Genomic DNA, 21,772 nt, shown 5'->3' on the forward strand with positions numbered 1-21,772 from the left:
TCGTAAAGATACAAAATTTGTAAAAAATGAAGATGATGAGAAATATATAATTGATGGTAGACTTGTTCTTTCTTTCAGTGAAAATAGAAGAAAAAAGGATGAGAGCGACCGCAAAAGACTTATTGAAAAAGCTTTAAAAGGTGTTCAAAACAATGCTTCAAAAGCTCGCTCAGAATTAAGTAGAGGCGGTAGAAAGTATCTCGATTATAATGTTAAAGAAGTAACGATAAAGACAACAAAAATTGAAGATGATGCAAAATGAGATGGCTTTTATGGAATATTCACAAACGATATGGAAATGAAGACTGATAGAATTATTTCAACATATCGAAAACTTTGAAAGATTGAAGATTCGTTTAGAATGCTAAAAACATCATTTGAGGTTAGACCTGTTTATCTATCAAAAGGAAGACAATTGAAGCGGCATTTTCTTATTTGTTATTTAGCCCTTGTACTCCAAAGATTTCTAGAATTCACTATTGACTCAATAGTTGAAGATGATCACAAATTTACTACTGAAAAAATACTCAACAGTATTAGAGAAGTTGAACTAATAACCTTTAAAGATTATGAGAATGATACAGAGTATTTTATGAGAACTGATGAACCAATTGAATACCTTGAATTAATTGAAAAATTAAATATTGAAAGACTTCCACTGATGGGAAAAGTCGATGAAATTGAGGGTATTATAACACATGGCTAAAATTGTAAAAATGACCAATACACCTATAAATAAGGCGTATTAGTCATTTTTAATACTCCTTTTTTAATTGATTCGTCAAACTTGGGAAAACATATTAAAAATAAGGCTCATATACATAGTATATGAATTTTTTATTTTTTTCTTGTAATTCTAGTAAAACATAGTATAATATAATTATGTTTGTTAAAGTTATTAGAGTTAGAAATAAAGAATATGTTAATATTGTGAAAAGTTATTGAGATAAGGAAAGCAAATCTTGTAAACATAAGGTTGTCCAAAATTTGGGATTATTATCCAAATTAGAAGAAAACGATCCTAATTTTTTAGAAAACCTGAGAAATGAATTTAAAAAGTATTCAAAAGATAAGGAAGAAAAAGAAGTACTTTTAGGCAGAATGCTTGGGACATTTAAAGATGTTTTATCTGACGATAACGTTGACGGTGAATATGATATTAGAGATGAAAACAAGATACACAATAAATATCAGAATGAATTAGAAGTTTTAAATTATGGCAATTTAATACTAAACAATGTTTACCGAAAGTTAGATCTAGATAAATATTTTGAGAAATCAAAGAGTATGAAAAGAATCAAATATGATTTGAACAATATTGTCCAAAATTTAGTCGCAATGAGATTTTTAAAACCTTGTTCAAAAAGTAAAACATTTAATATTTTTAATGAGTATACAATAAAGAATGATGACACCCTTAAATCAATTTACAGAAGCCTTGAAATTTTGTGTGATGAAAGGCTAGATATCATTGAACATATCAACAAAAAATTAGCTGAACTATTTGATAGAAACCTAAAAGAAACATTTTACGATGTTACAACTGTTTACTTTGAAAGTATTGAAAAAAATGACTTGTTAGATTACGGATTTTCTAAGGATGCAAAAATTAATAATGTACAGGTTGTTCTTGGGATGATGATTGACGCTTATGGAATTCCAATTGCATACAAATTGTTTGCCGGAAATACATGTGATTTTAAGACTTTTATCCCTTTTATAAAGGAAGTTAAGGAAAAATTAGGTATTGAAAATATTACTGTTATTGCAGACAGAGGGTTAAACTCTGGTCCTAATCTTTTAGAACTTAAAAAAGATGGTTTTGAGTTCATAATGTCTCACAAAATTAAAGGAAATAAGAACCTTGTTCCTGGCATTATAGATCTTGCAACATATGAGCAAGCAGCTGAAGGTTTTTATGTAAAAAAAGCACCATTAACTAAAAAAATTAAGGATGAATTAGGACTTGATAATTCATTGGATGGAAATTTAATTTTAAGTTTTTCAGAAAAAAGAAGAAAAAAAGATCAAAGTGATAGAGAAAGACTGATTAAAAAAGCCAAAAGTTGTGTTGAAAAAAATGGCTCAAAAGCGATGAGTGAATTAAAAAAAGGTGGCAAAAAATATGTCAACTATTCTGTTGGAGAAATTTCATTAAATGAAGAAAAAATTATAGATGACGCAAGATGAGATGGATTTTACGGAATATATACAAGCAACAAAAATTTAAGCATTGAAACAGTAATAAGAACATATTCAAATTTATGAAAGATTGAAGAATCATTTAGGATTTTAAAAACAACTTTTGAAACTAGACCGGTTTATTTGTCAAAAGAAAAAACAATTGAAGGTCATTTTATGATTTGTTATTTGGCATTGGTTATTGAAAGATTCATAGAATTTTCATTAAGTTCATTAGCTAATAACAGTTTAACAACTGACAGAATTGTTGATGCGTTGAGAAAGGTAAAAATAGTACTTATTGAGAGTTTAGACAAGAAAGAAAAATACTTTTTAAGAGTTAGAGAACCAGAAGATTACACAAATTTAAGAGAATCATTGGGTTATCAAATAATTCCTAAATGGGGAAAAGTTGATGAATTAGGCCCTGTTTTACTAGAATCTAAATAATAGACTTTCCATAAAAGCCTATTTTATAGGCTTTTTAAAAAATGAATTTTTAAAGTGTCAAAGTCGAGAAAAAAGTTTATGAAAAGATTAAACATAATGACATTGATTTCTTTTTGTATGGTCACAGCCATTATCCAGTTAAATACTACAATGAAGAAGATGGAATGTATGTAATTAATCCTGGTTCAATTTCTGAACCAAAGTGAGGATCTTATCCAGGTTACACAGTCATTGAAATAAATCATGGTAGTAAACGACATACTATTGATGTAAAAATGAAGGATATCAATAAAAATAGGGAATTACTAAAAACAAAAAGTAAATTTGATACAATTATGTAAATATTTACATAAAAAAACTTTTTAAGGAAGCAAATGAGTAAAGAAACAAAAAGGTTCAACATTTATTTGCTATCTCAAGTTTGACAAATCAATAAAAAATAAGTATTAAAAATGACCAATATGCCTTATTTATAGGTGTATTGGTCATTTTTACAATTTTATGACGTGAACCTGTTAAGTTGGACAAAAAAATCAAACGTATACCGTTTGATAAAATAATTTAAATTTGTATTATTCACTAATTGTCATTTTCTTGTGCAATTTCTTGACTAATTTCTCTTTTTACACGTACATATCTTACTAAAGCAAGTATAAATGAAGTAATAAGTATAAGAATATAAGCTAATTCAAGTGAAACTCTTGCAATAGTTATATACTTGGTTACTTTCATACTAAGTTCTTCATTTCCACTTTTTGATATAACTAAATTATTTCATACCATTAATAATACTATAACAAAACTTAAAACGGTAGCAACAATTGCAAATATTGCAGCTCAGGCGAATTTCTTTGTAAGAAAGCCAAAAACAATATAACAGATGTATAAAATAAAAGACGCTAATGATAATATTTTCAATATTTCACGCGAAGTTCTAATTTTAACGATAATTTCCTTTTTTGAAATAACTAAACTGGCTATTAGTATACCTATAAGTAAAGCATTAACAATTATGAATGCTAAGAGTCTACTTTTTTCTCTTTCTTTTGTCATTATTCTCCTATTCAATTTTTCAACATAATTATATATTAATTATGAATTAGATGCCAAATGAAAAGTTCAACAGTTAATAATTTTGATATATCAGTCTTATTTAATGTATGAAATAATTAATTGTTTGCGTATAGTTAAAAAAAAGAAGTGTCATTATAGACACTTCTCATTTTTAATAATTATTAATTTGCGTTAGTTTTCTCATCTTTTTGTTTATTAATTTTAATTTTATCATTGAGTTTTCCTAGGTAAATTGATGAAACTATAAGTGAAGCAATTAAAGTAGCAATGTAAGTAATAATTATTAGGAATGTGGTAATTGCAATGAAACTACCAATAGTAACAACAAATCCTGCTTCAGGAGTAGTGCCATAAGACTTAAGTATTGTTAAATACAATACGAATATAAGTACTACAACTGATACAAACTCATAAATAATTGCAATTATAGAAGCTCATCTTAGTTTCTTAATCATAAATCCGTAAACAATATAACAAATATTCATAGCAACAAAAAAAATGTTACATATATTTTTGCTGGTTCAAATAAACCAACTGAATTTGTAATTAACTGAAATACTAATAATATAAGAATTATAGAATTAACAATCACAAAAGTTCTCACTCTATTTTTTAATTTCTGTGTATTCATTTAATATCCCTTCGATTTGATAGTTAAATTATATATGAATTTGTATTTGGTAGTTCAAATAAATGGATGCAGGTAATAAGCATTTAAAGTAAATTTTTACTTAAAAATCTCAATTAATTTATATTATCGTAATTATATAAAATATAATTAAGCATTAAAAAAGATATAAAAAAACACAAAAAATTTTTAAAAAATTTATTTATAAATTGAATTTTTATAATTATAATTAATCACATTATGAGAATAGAAAATTTAAAAAATGACAAATTTAAATCTAAATTTGTATTGTTAAATTTTTGTGAAGATAGAAACCCAGATCTTCAATTTTTTGTTATTGAATATTCTCAAGATATCTTTGATTTAGCCTCCCTAATAAGTCAGTCAATTTAATTAAATTTAGTTAAGTTTGATTTGACTCAAAATAAAATATTTTAAATTTATTTTACCAAAAACACTATAAAACAGATTATTTAGAAAATTTATATTTCATTTTCAGGAGAATTTATGATTAAGAAAAACAACTCACCTTATATCATTGAACTTAAAGAAGTTGTTAAAGAATTTGACGATAAGGTTGTTTTAGAAAATGTTGATTTAAAAATTAACAAAGGAGAATTTGTTACATTATTAGGCCCTTCTGGTTCTGGAAAAACAACAATTCTTAGATTAATAGCAGGTTTTGAAAGAGCAACACGTGGTGAAATTAAATTCCATGGTGTTGATATTAAGGATTTACCTCCACATAAAAGAGACCTTTCAACTATTTTTCAAGATTATGCACTATTTCCTCACTTAAATGTTGAAGGTAATATTAAATATGGTTTAGCACTTAAGAGAATGCCGAAAGAAGTTATCAATGCTAAACACGAAAAACTATTAGCACAGAAACAAAAAAATGAGAAGAAAGAGCAAAAGTCTGAAATGAAAAAACTTGATGTTTTGCAAACAAAATATGAAAGAGAAATGAAAACATTAAAGAAAAATACTTTTGCTTATAGACGTAGACAAAAATGATTAGATAAGTCAGACTTTAATTATTCATATTGAGAAAACTATGTAGATCAACAAACAGAAAACTTCGAAAAACGTTATCTCCCAAGTTTGACGAATCAAAAATAAAAATGAACACTTCATATACTAAAGTATATGAAATTTTTTTCATTTTTCTTATTTTGTGTTATAATATGTTATAATATAATTATGTATGTAAAAGTTTCAAAAGTAGCAGGCAAAGAATATGTTCAAATTTGCCATTCAGTTAGAATAAAAGGAACAAATAAAACAAAGCAAGTGGTTATTGAAAAACTTGGTCTTTTATCAAAACTGCAAGAAGAAAATCCTAACATTTTAGAGGATTTAAAAATAAATATCAAGGTTTGAGAAATGAAGCGAGAGATAATGAATTATTGAAGTATAGAGTTCACAAATCTATTGATGCTTTATTTGACACAGAATTCAATGAAAGGAATGAATTCAAAGACAAATTAACATATGAAGAAAAGGCTGAAAAAGTAAAAAATAGTTAGAAAAAATATGGTAATTTACTTTACAAAACGATTTACAAAAACTAAAACTTGATGAATATTTTGATTTAAAAAGTAAAGAATTTCTTTTCAGATATGATTTAAATAATATTGTTGAGAACCTAACTTTTTAAGAATTTTAAAACCTTCATCAAAACTAAGAACAGTTCAATCTTATGATTCATATTTAATAGAGAATGACGACACGTTGAAATCTCATTACAGAGCATTGGAAATTTTATGCGATGAAAGATTAGATATTATTAAACATTTAAACAATAGATTATCAGAATTAATGGACAGAAATCTAGAAGAGGCTTTCTACGATGTTACAACAGTTTATTTTGAAAGTTTCACAGCAGATGATTTTAGAATCTTTGGTTTTTCAAAGGATTTAAAAGTTAATCAAACACAAGTGGTATTAGGTTTGATGATTGATGCAAATGGAATACCAATAAGTTACAAACTTTTTCCGGAAATACAAGCGATTTTAAGACTTTTATCCCTTTTATACAGGAAGTTAAGGAAAATTTAGGAATCGAAAATGTAACGATAGTTGCTGATAGAGGACTTAATTCTGGGCCTAATTTACAGTCGATAATTGACAATGGTTTTAAATTTATAATGGCAGAAAAAATTAGAGCAAAAGGCAAAATTGCCTCTGAAATACTTGACTTAGATTCATATGATAAAATAACTGAAAACTACTTTATTAGAGATCGTAAAGATACAAAATTTGTAAAAAATGAAGATGATGAGAAATATATAATTGATGGTAGACTTGTTCTTTCTTTCAGTGAAAATAGAAGAAAAAAGGATGAGAGCGACCGCAAAAGACTTATTGAAAAAGCTTTAAAAGGTGTTCAAAACAATGCTTCAAAAGCTCGCTCAGAATTAAGTAGAGGCGGTAGAAAGTATCTCGATTATAATGTTAAAGAAGTAACGATAAAGACAACAAAAATTGAAGATGATGCAAAATGAGATGGCTTTTATGGAATATTCACAAACGATATGGAAATGAAGACTGATAGAATTATTTCAACATATCGAAAACTTTGAAAGATTGAAGATTCGTTTAGAATGTTAAAAACATCATTTGAGGTTAGACCTGTTTATCTATCAAAAAGGAAGACAATTGAAGCGGCATTTTCTTATTTGTTATTTAGCCCTTGTACTCCAAAGATTTCTAGAATTCACTATTGACTCAATAGTTGAAGATGATCACAAATTTACTACTGAAAAAATACTCAACAGTATTAGAGAAGTTGAACTAATAACCTTTAAAGATTATGAGAATGATACAGAGTATTTTATGAGAACTGATGAACCAATTGAATACCTTGAATTAATTGAAAAATTAAATATTGAAAGACTTCCACTGATGGGAAAAGTCGATGAAATTGAGGGTATTATAACACATGGCTAAAATTGTAAAAATGACCAATACACCTATAAATAAGGCGTATTAGTCATTTTTAATACTCCTTTTTAATTGATTCGTCAAACTTGGGAAAAATCTCAATTAATTTATATTATCGTAATTATATAAAATATAATTAAGCATTAAAAAAAGATATAAAAAAAACACAAAAAAATTTTTAAAAAATTTATTTATAAATTGAATTTTTATAATTATAATTAATCACATTATGAGAATAGAAAATTTAAAAAATGACAAATTTAAATCTAAATTTGTATTGTTAAATTTTTGTGAAGATAGAAACCCAGATCTTCAATTTTTTGTTATTGAATATTCTCAAGATATCTTTGATTTAGCCTCCCTAATAAGTCAGTCAATTTAATTAAATTTAGTTAAGTTTGATTTGACTCAAAATAAAATATTTTAAATTTATTTTACCAAAAACACTATAAAACAGATTATTTAGAAAATTTATATTTCATTTTCAGGAGAATTTATGATTAAGAAAAACAACTCACCTTATATCATTGAACTTAAAGAAGTTGTTAAAGAATTTGACGATAAGGTTGTTTTAGAAAATGTTGATTTAAAAATTAACAAAGGAGAATTTGTTACATTATTAGGCCCTTCTGGTTCTGGAAAAACAACAATTCTTAGATTAATAGCAGGTTTTGAAAGAGCAACACGTGGTGAAATTAAATTCCATGGTGTTGATATTAAGGATTTACCTCCACATAAAAGAGACCTTTCAACTATTTTTCAAGATTATGCACTATTTCCTCACTTAAATGTTGAAGGTAATATTAAATATGGTTTAGCACTTAAGAGAATGCCGAAAGAAGTTATCAATGCTAAACACGAAAAACTATTAGCACAGAAACAAAAAAAATGAGAAGAAAGAGCAAAAGCTGAAATGAAAAAACTTGATGTTTTGCAAACAAAATATGAAAGAGAAATGAAAACATTAAAGAAAAATACTTTTGCTTATAGACGTAGACAAAAATGATTAGATAAGTCAGACTTTAATTATTCATATTGAGAAAACTATGTAGATCAACAAACAGAAAACTTCGAAAAACGTTATCTTACACGTAAAATAACAAAAGAAGAAATGGATAAAGAAGTTAAGGAAATTGTTGAACTTGTTGGACTACAAGGTAATGAAAGAAAATCAATTAATGAACTTTCTGGTGGTATGAAACAACGTGTTGCACTAGCTAGATCACTTGTTATTGAGCCTGCTATCTTATTATTAGATGAACCATTAAGTGCACTTGATGCTAAGATAAGACAAAGAATGCAAGTTTTATTAAGAAGTTTACAACAAAAATTAGGCCTTACATTTATTTTTGTTACTCACGACCAAGACGAAGCACTTGAACTCTCTGATAGAATAGCAATCATGCGTGCTGGCAAAATTGAACAATATGACACGCCAAAAAATATTTATGACTATCCAGTTAATAAATGAGTAGCTTCTTTTATTGGAGACTCAAATATTTACAATGGTATCTTTAATAGCGATGGCACTGTGACAATGTGAGATCGCAATTTTAAGACAATTCATGATGAAGATGAATTTGCAAATCTTACTGAAGTCGATGTATTAATTAGACCAGAAGACATTGACATAATGTCTTATGATGACAAGAAAAAGGACAAACTTGTCGGTGAAATTATTAATATGGCTTACCGTGGCAGTTATTACTATTTAAAAATCCAACTTGATAATGATGAAATTATTTATGTTGAAACAGCTAAAAAGTTTGAAATGGGCGAGAAAGTAAACTTAAGTTGAACAATTGACTCAATTCACTTAATGAATAAAGATAGCAAGTGAGATTATAAAACTAATGAATTTAAGAATTAAAAATAAACTAGCACTAAATAAAAGATTATTACTTTTATTGCCTTATTTATTAATTGCTATCTTCTTAATCATTTTGCCAATTTTATTAATAGTTATTAATGCACTAAAGCCACAAGAAGATTTTAATGCTGTTGCACTCTTAACAGAAGTAAACATTTGATTAATAATTTGACGTAGTTTAAAAATTGGGCTAATTTCAGCAATTCTTTGCTTGTTAATAGCTTTTCCATATGCTTATTTTACAGTCATGACTAAAAGTAAATATTTAGCAATTTATTCATTAAGTTTAATACTTAGTCCAATGTTAATTTTTACAATTGCTAAAATTTATGCAATTAGAGGCTTCTTCTTATCAGTTTTTGAACAAGAAAGCCTTAATGCTGAATGATTTATGGTTTTAGGTTTAACCTACTTGAATTTGCCATATATGGTTATGCCTCTTTATACTGTTTTTAAAGATATGCCTAAAAACATACTTGAAGCTAGTTCAGATTTAGGTTATAACAAATTTCAAACAATGTTTAGAGTTGTTGTTCCATATAGTTTTAAAGCTATTTTAAGTGGTTTTAGTTTAATTTTCTTATCATCTGCAACTACATTTGTTATTAGTGCTAAATTACTTCCTAATGGAACTCAATTGCAAACAATTGGTGCTGTAATTAGTGAATATTCAAACCCTGCTAACAAGTTTGAATTAGCACTAGGAAGCACACTTGTTTTAGTTGTATCAGCCATTTTTATAGGTTGTTATGGAATGATAAACTTTATACCAAAAGTTATTATTAGATTTAGACAAACTAGAGGAGGTAAGAAAAATGACTAAATTTTGAGAAATTCTTAAACGAAGTTATATTTACTTAATTTTAGTTTTTACTTACATCCCATTAGTGTTTGCGGTTATATTCAGTTTTAATAAACCAAGTGATAAAGGTTTTTTATCATTTAATTGAAATACATATTCAAAGGATGCATGAGTTAATTTCTTTGATGAGGGCAGAGGGAATGCATTAATTAATTCAATTATTATCGCATTCTTTGTTTCAATTTTAGTAGTTAGTATTTCACTTGTAACAGTTTTTGCAATGTGAAGACAAAAAAATAAAAATTACTCAAGAATAGTTAGAGCAGTTAATAATGTCCCACTTATCAACCCAGACAACATTACTGCAATTGGTTTAGTTTTAGTTTTTAGTGCTCTATTTGGAACATTAGCAAGCACAAGAGAAGGAATGCTTCGAGGAATTGTTGGACATACAATTATGGCCCTACCTTATGGTATAACTCTAATGTATCCACGTAGTGAAAAATTTAATGCTTCTTTATTTGAAGCAAGCCAAGATTTAGGCTATTCAAAAATTAAGTCATGATTTAAAACTTATTTTATTTACATGATTCCATCAATTATTTTTGCTGCACTTGTCTCAATATTTCTATCATTTGATGATTTCATTATTTTGCAAACAACATCAAATGTAAGTACTCTTGGAACCAAATTGTATGAAGGTCAATTTAAGGCATGAGGTCTTGTAGTTGGAGCAAGTTTATTATTTCTTACTATTGCAATCAATGCTTGTTACATAGGTTATAAAGCATATATTATAAAAAGAAGTGTTAAGAAAGTAAAGAAGGTAAAAAATGAACAACAACAAACCAAAGAACAATTCATTTAAAAATTTTATTAAAAGTAAAATTTTAACTAAAACTTTTGGTTATAGTGCACTAGCAGTTCTTGGTACAGTAGCACTAACTGGTGCACTAGTTCATAAATATAGCGGGCGTGCAAAATATAAACCTTCTTTTTATAATTATCAATCATATATTGATGATGACTCTAAAAGAGTTATTAATGAAAACTTTACATTCAAAGAATTTGAAGAAATCCAACACTTTACAAAATCAATTTTGACTAATAAAGCAGCTGGTGGAATTGGTAATGATGCACAAGCAGTTCAACTAATTAGAGATGGCAAACTTCGTAAAATTGATTATGCAAAGATGTTTAATGACCCAAAATACAAAGATCGTGAAAAGGTTTTAGAACTCTTAAGCGATACAGTTAAAGAACACATTAAATCATATGATAAATTTTTAACTAAAGATCAATGTATTGAATCTGATGGAACAGTAGCAAAAGAAGATAAACATCTTATTGATTACTTTGCTCCATATTTCTCACAAGATATGGTTGTAGCATATAATCCACAAAAAGTCTTAAAGCTTAATTATAATGATGCATATTACCATGCTAAAATTACAGCTCACGAACAAGCAATTCAAGAACACTTATTAAAAGTTTCTGAAAACAAAGGCGAATTTAGATTAATTGACATAATGAAAGCCTTAACATTAAAAGGTTACAATTATTGAGAAGCAACTTATGCTATGAGAGACAATATGATTTATGGCTCTGCATATGTTAAAGACCCAGTTAAAGGATATATTGATGATCATGCTACTGGAAAAGGTTCAACTCCAGATAAGCCAAATTGATACAAGGAGCATATTGATCACTTCGTTGAACTATTTCAACACGGCACAAATTATAGCATTAGAGATACAGAACATGTTGTCTTTAATGGTGATGGCCAATGACTTTTGAATAATTTAATTAACCCTACAACAAAAACAAATGCTGGTTTAATTTACAATGGAGATGCACTTGATGCTTACTTTTCAGAAGATAACTTTGAAAATAAAGTTCAACAAGGTACACTTAGATTTTTTAGACCAAAAATTAATTTATTGTTAGTGGACGGATTGGTTATCTCAGAGAATACAAGTGACCATTTTGCTGATTTAATTTATGAAAGTGCACATAAAAGCTTTTTATCAGGTGTTGAAAGGAATGATTGAAATAACGGACCAAAATGAGTTAAAAAAATTGACCCAAAAAATGGTGAAGATATATCGGAATTCGAAAACATTGAAGAATATAAATCACTTTTAACTTTTGACCACGTTGGCTATACACCTGCATGAAAGAATTTATATAATTATGTAAAAGACAACTACTTTGACAAAGTTAAAGAAGAAAAACAAAAAAACTATATTGCAAGTCTTTATGAGATTGGCAAAGAGCAAAAAATCTATGGTAGCGATGATACAACAATAAAAGCGACATATGAGGTTAAGCATTTTCCAATTGAACCTGAAAGTAAGAAAACACAAGCGGAAATTAAAGTTTATTATGATACAAAACTAAAAAGTTAACAAAATTTTTAATCCTTGTTTTAGCAAGGATTATTTTTTAACTTCTAATTATTGAGACTTTAGGTTGTTAATAAAACACAAAGTTAAGGCTGCAAAAATTTTTTTAATATTTCTTTTTTAATTTATTAAAAAAGGCTAATATATCCAAAAAATTTGCTTTTTAATTGTTGATAATTTTCTTCTATTTTGTCCAATTTTTAAGGTTGTAAAAATTATAGCCAAAACACATAAAAGTTTGGCTATTTTTTTAACAAAACAGCAAAAAATGTGTTATTTTTTGTTTTTGTGTGTACAACATTAAGGTTTACCGCATTTTTAAATGTTAAATTACATTTTTTAAAATTTTGCATATTAAAACATACAACATCATTAAGAAGTTGCTTTTAATTAATTCATTTTGTCTTCAATCCTAAAGTTTTTTCATAACTTTTGGGGATTGACATCATTTGTTAATTTCTTTTTAAATATTCTTCAATCAACAAATAAATTGTTGATTGAAATAAAAAATAACTTATTTAATAAGTATTGAGCCGTTGGCTCTTATTAAGACCTGTCGGTCTTAAGAAGCAAAACTTCTTTTTGTCTTGTAAGACAGGCTTTCTTCTTTTTAAAAAAGAAGAAACAAGAAAAACTTACTTAAATGATTTGTAATTAGCGTCAATAAATTCCTTCATTTCTTTTGTAATATCATTTAACTTTTCAAGATTTTCACTTAATAGTTTTTAATAAATTCAATGTCTTTATTGTTTGGGTTTGCAGAATTCTTAAATATATTTTCAAGTTTTTCAAATGTACTGGATGTTCATGTTCTATTATGAAGCATGGTTTTAATTGTAGGCTCTTACACCTTGATGTTGTGGATCAAGATTTTTTGATATTGCATATACATCGATTGCACTCAATTCGTTTCCTTTCGGTACTCTGGCTTCATATTTTCTTTTCCCTCAACAAAGAATAATTTATTTTCAGGAGTTACCATAAGCTTTGCCTCTCCACTTTCAAACATAGAAACCCTAACGCCATTATTATCAAATGGAGCAAGATATTTGTTGTCATATCTCACAGTATGATTAACTATTTTTCTTTTAATTACAAGATTCATCTCTTCTTCAAAAATTTCAGTATTTGGCTTTCTAAAAACATTTGATTTTTTACTTACTGCTTCGGCCTTTTTAAATTGTTTGTTGTATTCATCAATTAAAAGTTCAATTTTTCCCAAAAAGTCTTCAAAACAGTTGATTCCGCTTGTATGAAAGAATGTTCCTATTCATCTTTGCAATGTTCAAAATGATCTTTCAACATTTGGTTTTGCCTTTGGATTGCTTGCTTGTTATAAGTTCAATTCCTCTTGCATTTAGTGCTTCTTCCATAGCTTGTTCTTGTACTATCTGAACCTCAAAAGTTCTTCTTCTATCCGTTATTATTACTTGTGGAATGCCATACCTTTTAAATAATTGTGTTAGAAGATTTTGATATCCAATTGTTGTTTCCTCAATGTCAATTCAGATTGCTAACAAACTTTTTGTTGTCGCATCAACAACATTATAAATATGGTACTTCTTACTTTCTCCAAAAAGATGAAGTGGTGTTGCATCAATTTCAATAATTTGCCCAAAATCATAGTCAGAACTTTTATTTTGGTAAACACCTTTTAATGGATTTTTATTTAGAATTTTTCATAAATTTTAATAAACTGTGCCTCGATTTTAGAAATATCTTGACCGTTTTCTAAAAACATTCTTCTTCTCTTAATCTCATTTTTTACTTTTCTCGTTGCATATGAACTGCAATAACCAAGTCTAAGCATTCTTTTATAAAAGGTAGTGAAAGGCAACAATTTTTTTCATCATTAGTAAGTCTCATTATTGTAAAAATGCAACAAGGCTACACTAAGATCACCTTTTGATATTTTCTCAATATGTTCCACTAATTCATAATATCTATTAGTTAAATCAATAATAACTGAATCACTTACTTTCACACCCCTAAGTTTATTTTTATTACCATGTGATATACTGATTGCATCTTGGTTATTTGTAGATGCAATCAATATTTGATTTCTATATCTTTTAATTGTTTTTGTTGATGTTCTACAACCCAATTTTCCTAATATTTTTGATATTTCGGCATTTGGTCTATTTCAATATTGTTGAATTTTTTAAATCTAAAATTTTTTTATCTTCATAATCAGTTGTTTTACCTGTATCAACTGCTTGAAATCTGGTTTTAATTACAAGATTTTCCATAATTTAAATTCTCCTTTTTAAAATAATAATTGAAACCTAAAATGGACAAAATAAAAGATAAAAACAGGGTGGACAAAATAAAATAAAACCATTATATCCAAAAAATTTGCTTTTTAATTGTTGTTTTTACCTTTATAATGTTTGTACAAAAACAAGGAGATTTAGCCATGAGAAGAATATTATTACCCAAAACATACACACAAGAAGAATGAGATGCATATAATAGAGAAGAGGCTAAAAGAATTGCCAAAAGAGATTTCTTTAGACAACAATATATTAAAGGTGCTGATGCAAGGTTAGACAAACAACTTGATATTGCCATTATTAAAGTGGACAAATTTGAACATTTATTCAAATAGTCAAATTTACAAAAAGACCTGTTTTATAGGTTTAATGAAAAATTGCAACCGGAATGATCCAGTTGCAATTTTTACTTTTCTTCTTCTTTTTTCTTCAATTCGCCTTTAATGTGGCAAACTCGACATCGGGCTTCGTAAGTGTCATCACCAAGAGAATTAAGGTCTTGTTCATTGGTTTTACGAAAACTAAATCCAGCAATTGATTTACATTTCATACACACAGCTTTAAGTTTAGTTATATGATCAGCAATTGCTAATATTGCAGGAGTTACACCAAAAGGCCTTCTTAAAAAATCCATATCCAAACCAGAACACAAAACCCTAACGCCTTTTAGAACTAATTCATCAATTACATCAAGTATACCTTCATCAAGAAAGTTGATTTCATCAATAGCTACTGCTTTATATGAAGAGTTTCAAAATTTCATTATGTCGCTTGAATTTTGTATATTTTTAGCCACAACCCTCGCACCTGTTCGACTTACTATTTCGGTTTCAGAAAAACGGTTGTCAAATTTAGGCTTAAGCACCAATGTTTTGATGTCTGCAATTTCTAAGATTTTAATTCGTTTAATCAACTCCTCTGTTTTACCTGAAAACATTGGACCTGTTATCACTTCTAAAATACCATCACTTTGTTTTAAATACATTATTCCCCCAAATTAGTAAATAAAAAGTCCAATAGTGTTAAAGTAATAAACAATGGACTTTATTATTAAAATTAAATTAAAGCAAGTTCTGTAAGTGTTTTAACTAAAACACCTTGTGGTACTTCATTAATATCTGCTGTACCTGCAACATCACAGTGAATGTATTCAATACCATCTGTGAACTCTTTTAAGAACATAGCGGCTGAGTTTGAGCCACCATTTCCACTTAAATCTGTGTTTTTAAGATCAGCAACTTTTGAAGCTTTAATATTTTTTGAAAATGCTTCATCAAAAGGCATTCTTCAAACTAATTCATGTGCATTCTTTGCTGCCTTTGAAATATCTTCTCAAGCTTTTTCACTTGTAGCTCAAATACCTGTGTATGTGTGACCTAGTGCAATTAAGATTGCTCCTGTAAGTGTTGCAACATCAACTAATCTAGTTGCATTTAGTTTTCTAGCTGCATAAACTAGACCATCAGCCATCACTAAACGACCTTCAGCATCTGTGTTGTTGATTTCAACACTCTTGCCATTCATTGCTTTTCAAACTGAATCAGGTAATGAAGCATCGCCATTAATTCTATTGTCTGTTATACACATAATTGCTGAGACATTTTTCTTAGGTTTAAGTTGTGCAATGGCTTTTAGTGTTGAAGCGACAATTACACTACCAGACATATCAAATTTCATTCCAAGCATACTTCTTGATGGTTTTAGTGAGTATCCACCTGAGTCAAATGTAATCCCTTTACCTACTAAAACAGTTTTTTCTTTACTTGATGGATCCCCTACATATTCAATAATAACCACACGTGGTTCATACATTGAACCTCTATTTACTGAAAGTAATAAACCCATTTTGTTTTCTTCAATTTGTTTTTTATTTAAAACAGTAATTTTAAGATTTTTGTATTGACTAAAATCTTTAACAATTTGTTGTGCTAAATATTCTGAGTTGCACACATTTGGTGGAGTAACTTGTAAGTTACGAGCATAATTTGTAGCTTCTGCTAAGATTAATGATTTTTGGAATCTTTCTTCAACATCTTTAGTTGCTTTTTCAATAAATGGAACTAGTAAAAATTCTTTGCTTTTTTCTTCTGTTTTTTCATTGTAAAGTGAAGCTCTTGTAAAATAGATTGCTCTAGTAAATGCTTCAACCACATCAGCAACAGAAAGAGTTTCAGTTGTAAAAGAAGCTAAATCCACACAGTAATTTCTTGCTGCACTTTCGCTTAGTGTTCTAAAGAAAATTTCAAGTGAATTAAAGTCTAGTTTGCTTTTTTCTCCTAGGTAAACATATGCTTTATTTTCATTAAGATATTCTGTGATTTTGTTGTTTTTTTCGATTAAGTATTCAATTTTTTTAGCATCCTTGAATGTTGCTTGAAGCAAAACATCTTTAGTTGCTTTATTTACTAATTTTGTAAAAAGTGACATATAACCCTCCTATTAATTATTTAATTATTATTATTTTACATCATATTAAATTTGCTGATTTAAAAGAGTTGAAAAAACAATAATTTGCATCTAAAAAAGTGTACAATAAAAACAATATTAATTTCTGGAGTAAATATGAGTAATAATGTAAATAAATTAACAAGAGAATTAATTGATAATTGAGTTATTGAAGAAGTTAATAAACTCGAAATTGAATACAAAAAAGCAAACAATATTATAAATGAAAATAGAATTATTTTTAAGCAGAGATTCGGGATAAATGCCCTCCTGGAGGAAGGGTTAAATTTTTTAAAATTAATGTTTAATAAATGTATCATTGGTCTTCCACTAAAAGAACAAAGTTTATTATATACTCTTGAATATGGTTACAAAAATTGAGAAGATGCTGAAAAAGTATTTGGTAATGTAGAAGAAGCACCATATAAATACCCTGTGTATTCTGATCAAAAGAAAGTAAATGATTATTGATATCTTGGCAATAAAAAAAATAAAGAAGATAAAGAAAATATTACCGATGATAAAGCAATTGAAATTGCTTTAGAATTTAGAAAAAACCTTGCTTTATGTATTGATATAATAGTTGAAAATTCAACAAATTTAATAAATAAAGAAGATTATTTGAATTTATTCATCAAACTATCAGCAGTAATTCCTAATTTTATTAATGAAAACTGAATAATTAAATATTTTCATATGTTATTTCCAACAATTTTTCCTGCAACATTTGGCAAGGAAGCACAAGATCATATATTAAAATATTTGAAACTTGATACATCTGAAGAACAATTTGAAAGATTATTTTTTATTATGAGTTATATTAAAAAACTCAAAATTTCACCATATAGTTTTGCAAGACTATGCCATTTAATTAGAAACAATAAAACAAAAATTAAAATTATGGAGAAGATAACTAAAAAATATGGCATAAACGAAATAATTTATGGTGTTCCTGGATCTGGGAAGTCGCATTTAATAAAAAATGAATATTGCAATAATGATGAATTTATAGAGAGAATTGTTTTTCATCCTGATTACACATATTCAGATTTTGTAGGGCAAATATTGCCAAAACTAAATGATGAAGGTAATATTGAATACAGTTTTAATCCAGGTCCATTCACAAGAATTGTTAAAAAAGCATATGAAAACAAAGAAAAAATGTGATATCTAATAATTGAGGAGATAAATAGGGGTAATGCGCCAGCAATTTTTGGTGATATTTTTCAATTATTGGATAGAAATGAAAATGGAGAAAGTGAATATTCAATTTCAAATAGTGAAATTGCCAAAGAGATTTTTAAAGATGAAAGCAAAAAAATTCGAATACCGTCAAACCTAAGCATCATTTGTACAATGAATACGTCTGATCAAAATGTATTTACACTTGATACTGCATTTCAAAGAAGATGAAACATGAGACTGGTAAGTAACAATTTTGATGAAAGTGAAAGCGATTTTGCTAAAACAAAAATACTTGATACATCTGTCACATGAAAAAAATTTATTAATGTGATTAATTCAACTATTCTAAACAAAAGTATTCAGTTATCTTCATCTGAAGATAAAAGGCTTGGGACTCATTTTGTAAGTAAAAACGACCTACTCATGAGCAAAGACAACCAATATAAAAATAGTTTATTTTCTCAAAAAGTTCTAAGGTATTTATGAGATGATGCATTTAAATTCAATAAAGAGGATTTATTTAATATTGTAGATGTTAATAATTTAGAAGGAATAATAGAAAATTTCAGTCGTTCGAAAGAAGATGATAGGTTTAGAGCAATTTTTAAAGATAATATTTGTGAGTTATTGTTTTCTAATGAAGAAAATAATAAGGGTATTTAAAAAAATGAATGCAAACAGTTTAAATTTTATCTTATCGGAACATTGTTCTGTCACCGACAAAAAAAGTGATTCTTTTGTTGGGGTTAAGATAAGTCAAAATGATTTTTCTGTTCATTTTCCGATAGGGTATCAATTGCCAGATAATGATGATGATTTAATGAAAGATATTAAAAACCTTATAAATATTTTAACAATATTTAATGATAAAAATGAAGGTACTATTAGTAAAGGAAATTTTAATTGTACAACTGATTCATCATTTCCTTTTCAATCATATATAAATGTAATTAATTATTATCTAAGACATAATGCAAACTATTATAACGAGATTGTGCCAGTATATAAAATTGCTAAAAAAGGTAAAATAGATTTTAAACGTACGATTCAAAAGGTAAATCCTGTATTAAACAACAAAAACATTGTTTATTTAGATATGGTAGTTAGAAATAATACACAGAATTTTGATAATTTAATTACACAAATAAACAAATATTGTGTTTGGGAAAGTTTCAATAAAATTGGTTGACTATTTTCAATAAGTAGCCCTGTTAAACCAGATATTTCATTTGATAAAAATATGTTTATTATGGCTCTAAAAATAAAATTAAATAGTACAAATAAAGATGTTGATAAACAACTAATATTATCTATGATTGCAATGATTGAACATATTGCAAATTCTACAAATGATATTGAGATGTCATTTGGTACGAATAAATTTGAGTATGTTTGAGAGGGGCTAATTGATACTATTTTTGGCATAAAAAATAAATCTAAGTATTTTCCGATGGGTATTTGAAAAGATAAAAATAATAATGAACTATGTTCCAGTGTCCTTAAGCCAGATACAATTATGTTTTATGGTAACAAATATTATGTTATAGATGCTAAGTTTTACAAATATGGATTTGAACCAAATCAAGGAATAAATAGTCTGCCTGCAACAACGGACATTAACAAACAAATTACATACGCTCAAAATGTTAAATCAAAGCATCCTAATTCAGAAGTGTTTAATGCATTTTTGATGCCATATAATAGCCATAATAATATTTTTAATGCAAATGAACCTTATTTCCTTGTTACTGAAGCAAAAGCAAATTGAATTAGTAATCCTCAAACATATGAAGTTATAAAAGGCATTGTTGTAGACGTTAGATACCTTTTAAAAAATTATCAAGAAAGCTATAACAAAAATAAAAAAATGTTAAGTGTTGAAATTGAAAAAAGATTGTAATTAATTGAAAAAATAAAAATTTGAATTGACACAAAATATCTATAAAACAGGCTAATTAGTCAAATCTAGTAAATTAAATCCTAAAAACTGGAACATAAATTTGCTCCAGTTTTTAACTTGTTCTTTTCTTAAAACATTTCTTCATCGTCCAATTTCTTTCTAAAGAAATCTGTGTCGTGTATAAAAATTAAGTTTTCAATAATGTTTTCTAATCGCTCAACTACACGATAGTATGAGTGTAATTCAAAAGAAAACTTAATTATCATTTCATATGAATATTCATCTTTTTTGCTTAATTTCTTAGCAATCTTTTTGATTTCATTATCACAAAAAGCCATATACTCTTCTTTTTGTTTTTTAAACTCAACAAAGAATTCTTTAGTTGATTTTTCATCTTGTAATCTATTACTATATTCCTTGAATATTTTGCTTAGTTCAATATTCATAGATAATGCCACATCAACAACTTCTTGTGGTATTTTTTTGTTTATATAAAAGAATTTAGACATATGAAATAAATAGTCGCAAATTCTTTCAATATCACTTGCTGATGTTAGGACGCAAATATATCAACGTAAGTGGCTTAATAGTGGTTGGTCCTTTGATATATCTCACAATAACTCGTCAATTGTATTAACTTGAGTTAAATCACTTTGTTTTTCTCGTTTCTCAATATCAAGAAATAGCCCACTAATATCTGCTTTATTTTGATACATTGAGATAAGATTTGTTAATTTAGTATGCATTTTGTATGCTTGGTCTAAGTAGTCAAAAAACATTTTTCTTAAATTTTCTTCACTTTTCTTCAATAAGGTGTAATTTATAGCCATATTTCTAACCTATCTTTCCCATAATGTAGTCTTTTGTTTGTTCTTTTAATGGTTTAGTAAAAATACTTCTTGTATCATTTAATTCAATTAATTCGCCATCTAAAAAGAAGGCAGTTTTGTCACTAACACGTTGAGCCTGTGCCATTGAGTGAGTAACTAGAATAATTGTGTAATCTTTTTTAAGTTCTAAAATCAAGTTTTCAATCTTTTGAGTGGCAATAGGATCTAGTGCGCTAGTAGGTTCATCCATAAGTAAAACTTTTGGATTTAGAGCAATTGCTCGCGCAATAGCAAGTCTTTGTTTTTGACCACCACTAAGTGCATCTGCACTCTCTTTAAGTTTGTCCTTAACCTCATCATATAGTGCAGCTTTTTCAAGGGCTTCTTGAACCCTTTGGTCTAAAATTTGCTTATCTCTAATGCCTATATTACGCAGACCAATTGCGACATTATCATAAATAGAAAGTGGAAAGACACTTGGTTGCTGAAATATCATTCCAACTTGCTTTTTAAGTTCAATATCACTAAGTGACTTTTTGCTAAATAAGTCATTATTTAGATATTCAACACTACCTTCTAAATAATTGCCGGCACTTGGTCCATGAATTCTATTAAGTAACTTTAATGAAGTGCTCTTACCACAACCACTAGGTCCAATAAGAGCCACGGTTTCATTTTCATAAAATTCAATATTTACATTTTTAAGAATTTGTTTTGACTTTTTGCTATATCAGAAGTTAACATTACTTAATTTAAAAATAATTTTTTTATCCATTTTGGCTC

Annotated in this window: 23 protein-coding genes and 1 pseudogene; 14 read left to right on the forward strand and 10 right to left on the reverse strand. The window is 27.3% G+C overall.

Going from position 1 to position 21,772, the window contains the following annotated elements; translation table 4 throughout:
* Positions 1-292: 292 nt before the first annotated feature.
* The 3 genes from NPA07_RS01075 (at position 293) to NPA07_RS01085 (ending at position 2,972) form a co-directional block, all read left to right on the forward strand.
* Positions 293-706 (forward strand): hypothetical protein, encoded by a 414-nt coding sequence (locus tag NPA07_RS01075; RefSeq protein WP_256553239.1) that lies wholly within the window; start codon positions 293-295, stop codon positions 704-706.
* Between the two features lie 176 nt (positions 707-882).
* On the forward strand, positions 883-2,631 hold the full coding sequence (locus NPA07_RS01080) for an IS1634 family transposase (RefSeq protein ID WP_126117908.1): 1,749 nt from the start codon (positions 883-885) through the stop codon (positions 2,629-2,631).
* A 113-nt stretch (positions 2,632-2,744) separates the two neighbouring features.
* Positions 2,745-2,972: a metallophosphoesterase family protein gene (locus NPA07_RS01085; protein WP_126118038.1), complete on the forward strand. Its 228-nt coding sequence runs from the start codon at positions 2,745-2,747 to the stop codon at positions 2,970-2,972.
* A 238-nt stretch (positions 2,973-3,210) separates the two neighbouring features.
* Here NPA07_RS01085 and NPA07_RS01090 read toward each other — a convergent pair whose 3' ends face one another.
* The gene (locus NPA07_RS01090) at positions 3,211-3,684 is read right to left on the reverse strand and encodes a hypothetical protein (RefSeq protein ID WP_126118037.1); all 474 of its coding nucleotides are present in this window, start codon (positions 3,682-3,684) and stop codon (positions 3,211-3,213) included.
* Positions 3,685-3,866: 182 nt separating this feature from the next.
* Positions 3,867-4,160 carry a hypothetical protein gene (locus NPA07_RS01095; RefSeq protein ID WP_126118036.1) on the reverse strand — a complete coding sequence of 98 codons (294 nt, stop codon included), beginning with the start codon at positions 4,158-4,160 and terminating at the stop codon, positions 3,867-3,869.
* 680 nt (positions 4,161-4,840) lie between these two features.
* Between NPA07_RS01095 and NPA07_RS01100 the strand changes: the two are divergent.
* From NPA07_RS01100 to NPA07_RS01135, 8 genes and pseudogenes are all read left to right on the forward strand, one after another.
* Positions 4,841-5,431 (forward strand): annotated as a pseudogene (locus tag NPA07_RS01100) (ABC transporter ATP-binding protein); the annotation flags it as partial.
* Between the two features lie 105 nt (positions 5,432-5,536).
* Positions 5,537-5,824, forward strand: a complete 288-nt coding sequence (locus NPA07_RS01105; RefSeq protein WP_256553240.1) for a hypothetical protein — start codon at positions 5,537-5,539, stop codon at positions 5,822-5,824.
* A gap of 264 nt (positions 5,825-6,088) precedes the next feature.
* A complete protein-coding gene (locus NPA07_RS01110) occupies positions 6,089-6,394 on the forward strand; it encodes a hypothetical protein (RefSeq protein WP_256553241.1) in 306 nt (101 codons plus the stop codon).
* Positions 6,370-7,119, forward strand: coding sequence for an IS1634 family transposase (locus tag NPA07_RS01115; protein WP_256553311.1), 750 nt, complete (start codon positions 6,370-6,372; stop codon positions 7,117-7,119). Before NPA07_RS01110 ends, NPA07_RS01115 begins: the two co-directional genes overlap by 25 nt.
* A gap of 656 nt (positions 7,120-7,775) precedes the next feature.
* Positions 7,776-9,149, forward strand: a complete 1,374-nt coding sequence (locus tag NPA07_RS01120; RefSeq protein WP_126118033.1) for an ABC transporter ATP-binding protein — start codon at positions 7,776-7,778, stop codon at positions 9,147-9,149.
* On the forward strand, positions 9,133-9,972 hold the full coding sequence (locus NPA07_RS01125) for an ABC transporter permease (RefSeq protein ID WP_126118032.1): 840 nt from the start codon (positions 9,133-9,135) through the stop codon (positions 9,970-9,972). The genes NPA07_RS01120 and NPA07_RS01125 overlap by 17 nt, the downstream gene beginning before the upstream one ends.
* Positions 9,965-10,819, forward strand: coding sequence for an ABC transporter permease (locus tag NPA07_RS01130; RefSeq protein ID WP_126118031.1), 855 nt, complete (start codon positions 9,965-9,967; stop codon positions 10,817-10,819). Before NPA07_RS01125 ends, NPA07_RS01130 begins: the two co-directional genes overlap by 8 nt.
* Positions 10,785-12,359, forward strand: a complete 1,575-nt coding sequence (locus NPA07_RS01135; RefSeq protein WP_126118030.1) for a type 2 periplasmic-binding domain-containing protein — start codon at positions 10,785-10,787, stop codon at positions 12,357-12,359. The genes NPA07_RS01130 and NPA07_RS01135 overlap by 35 nt, the downstream gene beginning before the upstream one ends.
* An 841-nt stretch (positions 12,360-13,200) precedes the next feature.
* Here the strand turns inward: NPA07_RS01135 and NPA07_RS01140 are convergent.
* The 4 genes from NPA07_RS01140 to NPA07_RS01155 all read right to left on the reverse strand — a co-directional run bounded on the left by NPA07_RS01140 (position 13,201) and on the right by NPA07_RS01155 (position 14,460).
* Positions 13,201-13,638, reverse strand: coding sequence for a hypothetical protein (locus NPA07_RS01140; protein ID WP_256553242.1), 438 nt, complete (start codon positions 13,636-13,638; stop codon positions 13,201-13,203).
* Positions 13,532-13,876 (reverse strand): hypothetical protein, encoded by a 345-nt coding sequence (locus NPA07_RS01145; RefSeq protein ID WP_256553243.1) that lies wholly within the window; start codon positions 13,874-13,876, stop codon positions 13,532-13,534. Before NPA07_RS01145 ends, NPA07_RS01140 begins: the two co-directional genes overlap by 107 nt.
* 149 nt (positions 13,877-14,025) lie before the next feature.
* Positions 14,026-14,166: a hypothetical protein gene (locus NPA07_RS01150; RefSeq protein ID WP_256553244.1), complete on the reverse strand. Its 141-nt coding sequence runs from the start codon at positions 14,164-14,166 to the stop codon at positions 14,026-14,028.
* A 42-nt stretch (positions 14,167-14,208) separates the two neighbouring features.
* Entirely contained in the window at positions 14,209-14,460 is a 252-nt protein-coding gene (locus NPA07_RS01155) for a hypothetical protein (protein WP_256553103.1), read from the reverse strand.
* Positions 14,461-14,772: 312 nt separating this feature from the next.
* Between NPA07_RS01155 and NPA07_RS01160 the strand changes: the two genes are divergently transcribed.
* A complete protein-coding gene (locus tag NPA07_RS01160; RefSeq protein ID WP_126118028.1) occupies positions 14,773-14,964 on the forward strand; it encodes a hypothetical protein in 192 nt (63 codons plus the stop codon).
* 71 nt (positions 14,965-15,035) lie between these two features.
* On the opposite strand, the gene NPA07_RS01165 is transcribed toward NPA07_RS01160, so the two are convergent.
* Positions 15,036-15,614 (reverse strand): thymidine kinase, encoded by a 579-nt coding sequence (locus tag NPA07_RS01165; RefSeq protein WP_126118027.1) that lies wholly within the window; start codon positions 15,612-15,614, stop codon positions 15,036-15,038.
* Positions 15,615-15,685: 71 nt separating this feature from the next.
* Entirely contained in the window at positions 15,686-17,056 is a 1,371-nt protein-coding gene (locus NPA07_RS01170) for a M17 family metallopeptidase (protein ID WP_126118026.1), read from the reverse strand.
* 135 nt (positions 17,057-17,191) lie between these two features.
* Here NPA07_RS01170 and NPA07_RS01175 point away from each other — a divergent pair, with 135 nt between their 5' ends.
* Both NPA07_RS01175 and NPA07_RS01180 read left to right on the forward strand, forming a co-directional pair.
* Entirely contained in the window at positions 17,192-18,922 is a 1,731-nt protein-coding gene (locus tag NPA07_RS01175) for an McrB family protein (protein ID WP_174705415.1), read from the forward strand.
* 4 nt (positions 18,923-18,926) lie between these two features.
* Positions 18,927-20,159, forward strand: a complete 1,233-nt coding sequence (locus tag NPA07_RS01180) for an LlaJI family restriction endonuclease (RefSeq protein WP_164535713.1) — start codon at positions 18,927-18,929, stop codon at positions 20,157-20,159.
* A gap of 128 nt (positions 20,160-20,287) precedes the next feature.
* Here NPA07_RS01180 and NPA07_RS01185 read toward each other — a convergent pair whose 3' ends face one another.
* Positions 20,288-20,989 carry a PhoU domain-containing protein gene (locus NPA07_RS01185; protein ID WP_126118024.1) on the reverse strand — a complete coding sequence of 234 codons (702 nt, stop codon included), beginning with the start codon at positions 20,987-20,989 and terminating at the stop codon, positions 20,288-20,290.
* 4 nt (positions 20,990-20,993) lie between these two features.
* Positions 20,994-21,764: a phosphate ABC transporter ATP-binding protein gene (locus NPA07_RS01190; RefSeq protein WP_126118023.1), complete on the reverse strand. Its 771-nt coding sequence runs from the start codon at positions 21,762-21,764 to the stop codon at positions 20,994-20,996.
* Between the last annotated feature and the right edge of the window lie 8 nt (positions 21,765-21,772).

The sequence above is a fragment of the Mycoplasmopsis caviae genome (assembly GCF_024498215.1).
Classification (GTDB): domain Bacteria; phylum Bacillota_I; class Bacilli_A; order Mycoplasmatales; family Metamycoplasmataceae; genus Mycoplasmopsis; species Mycoplasmopsis caviae.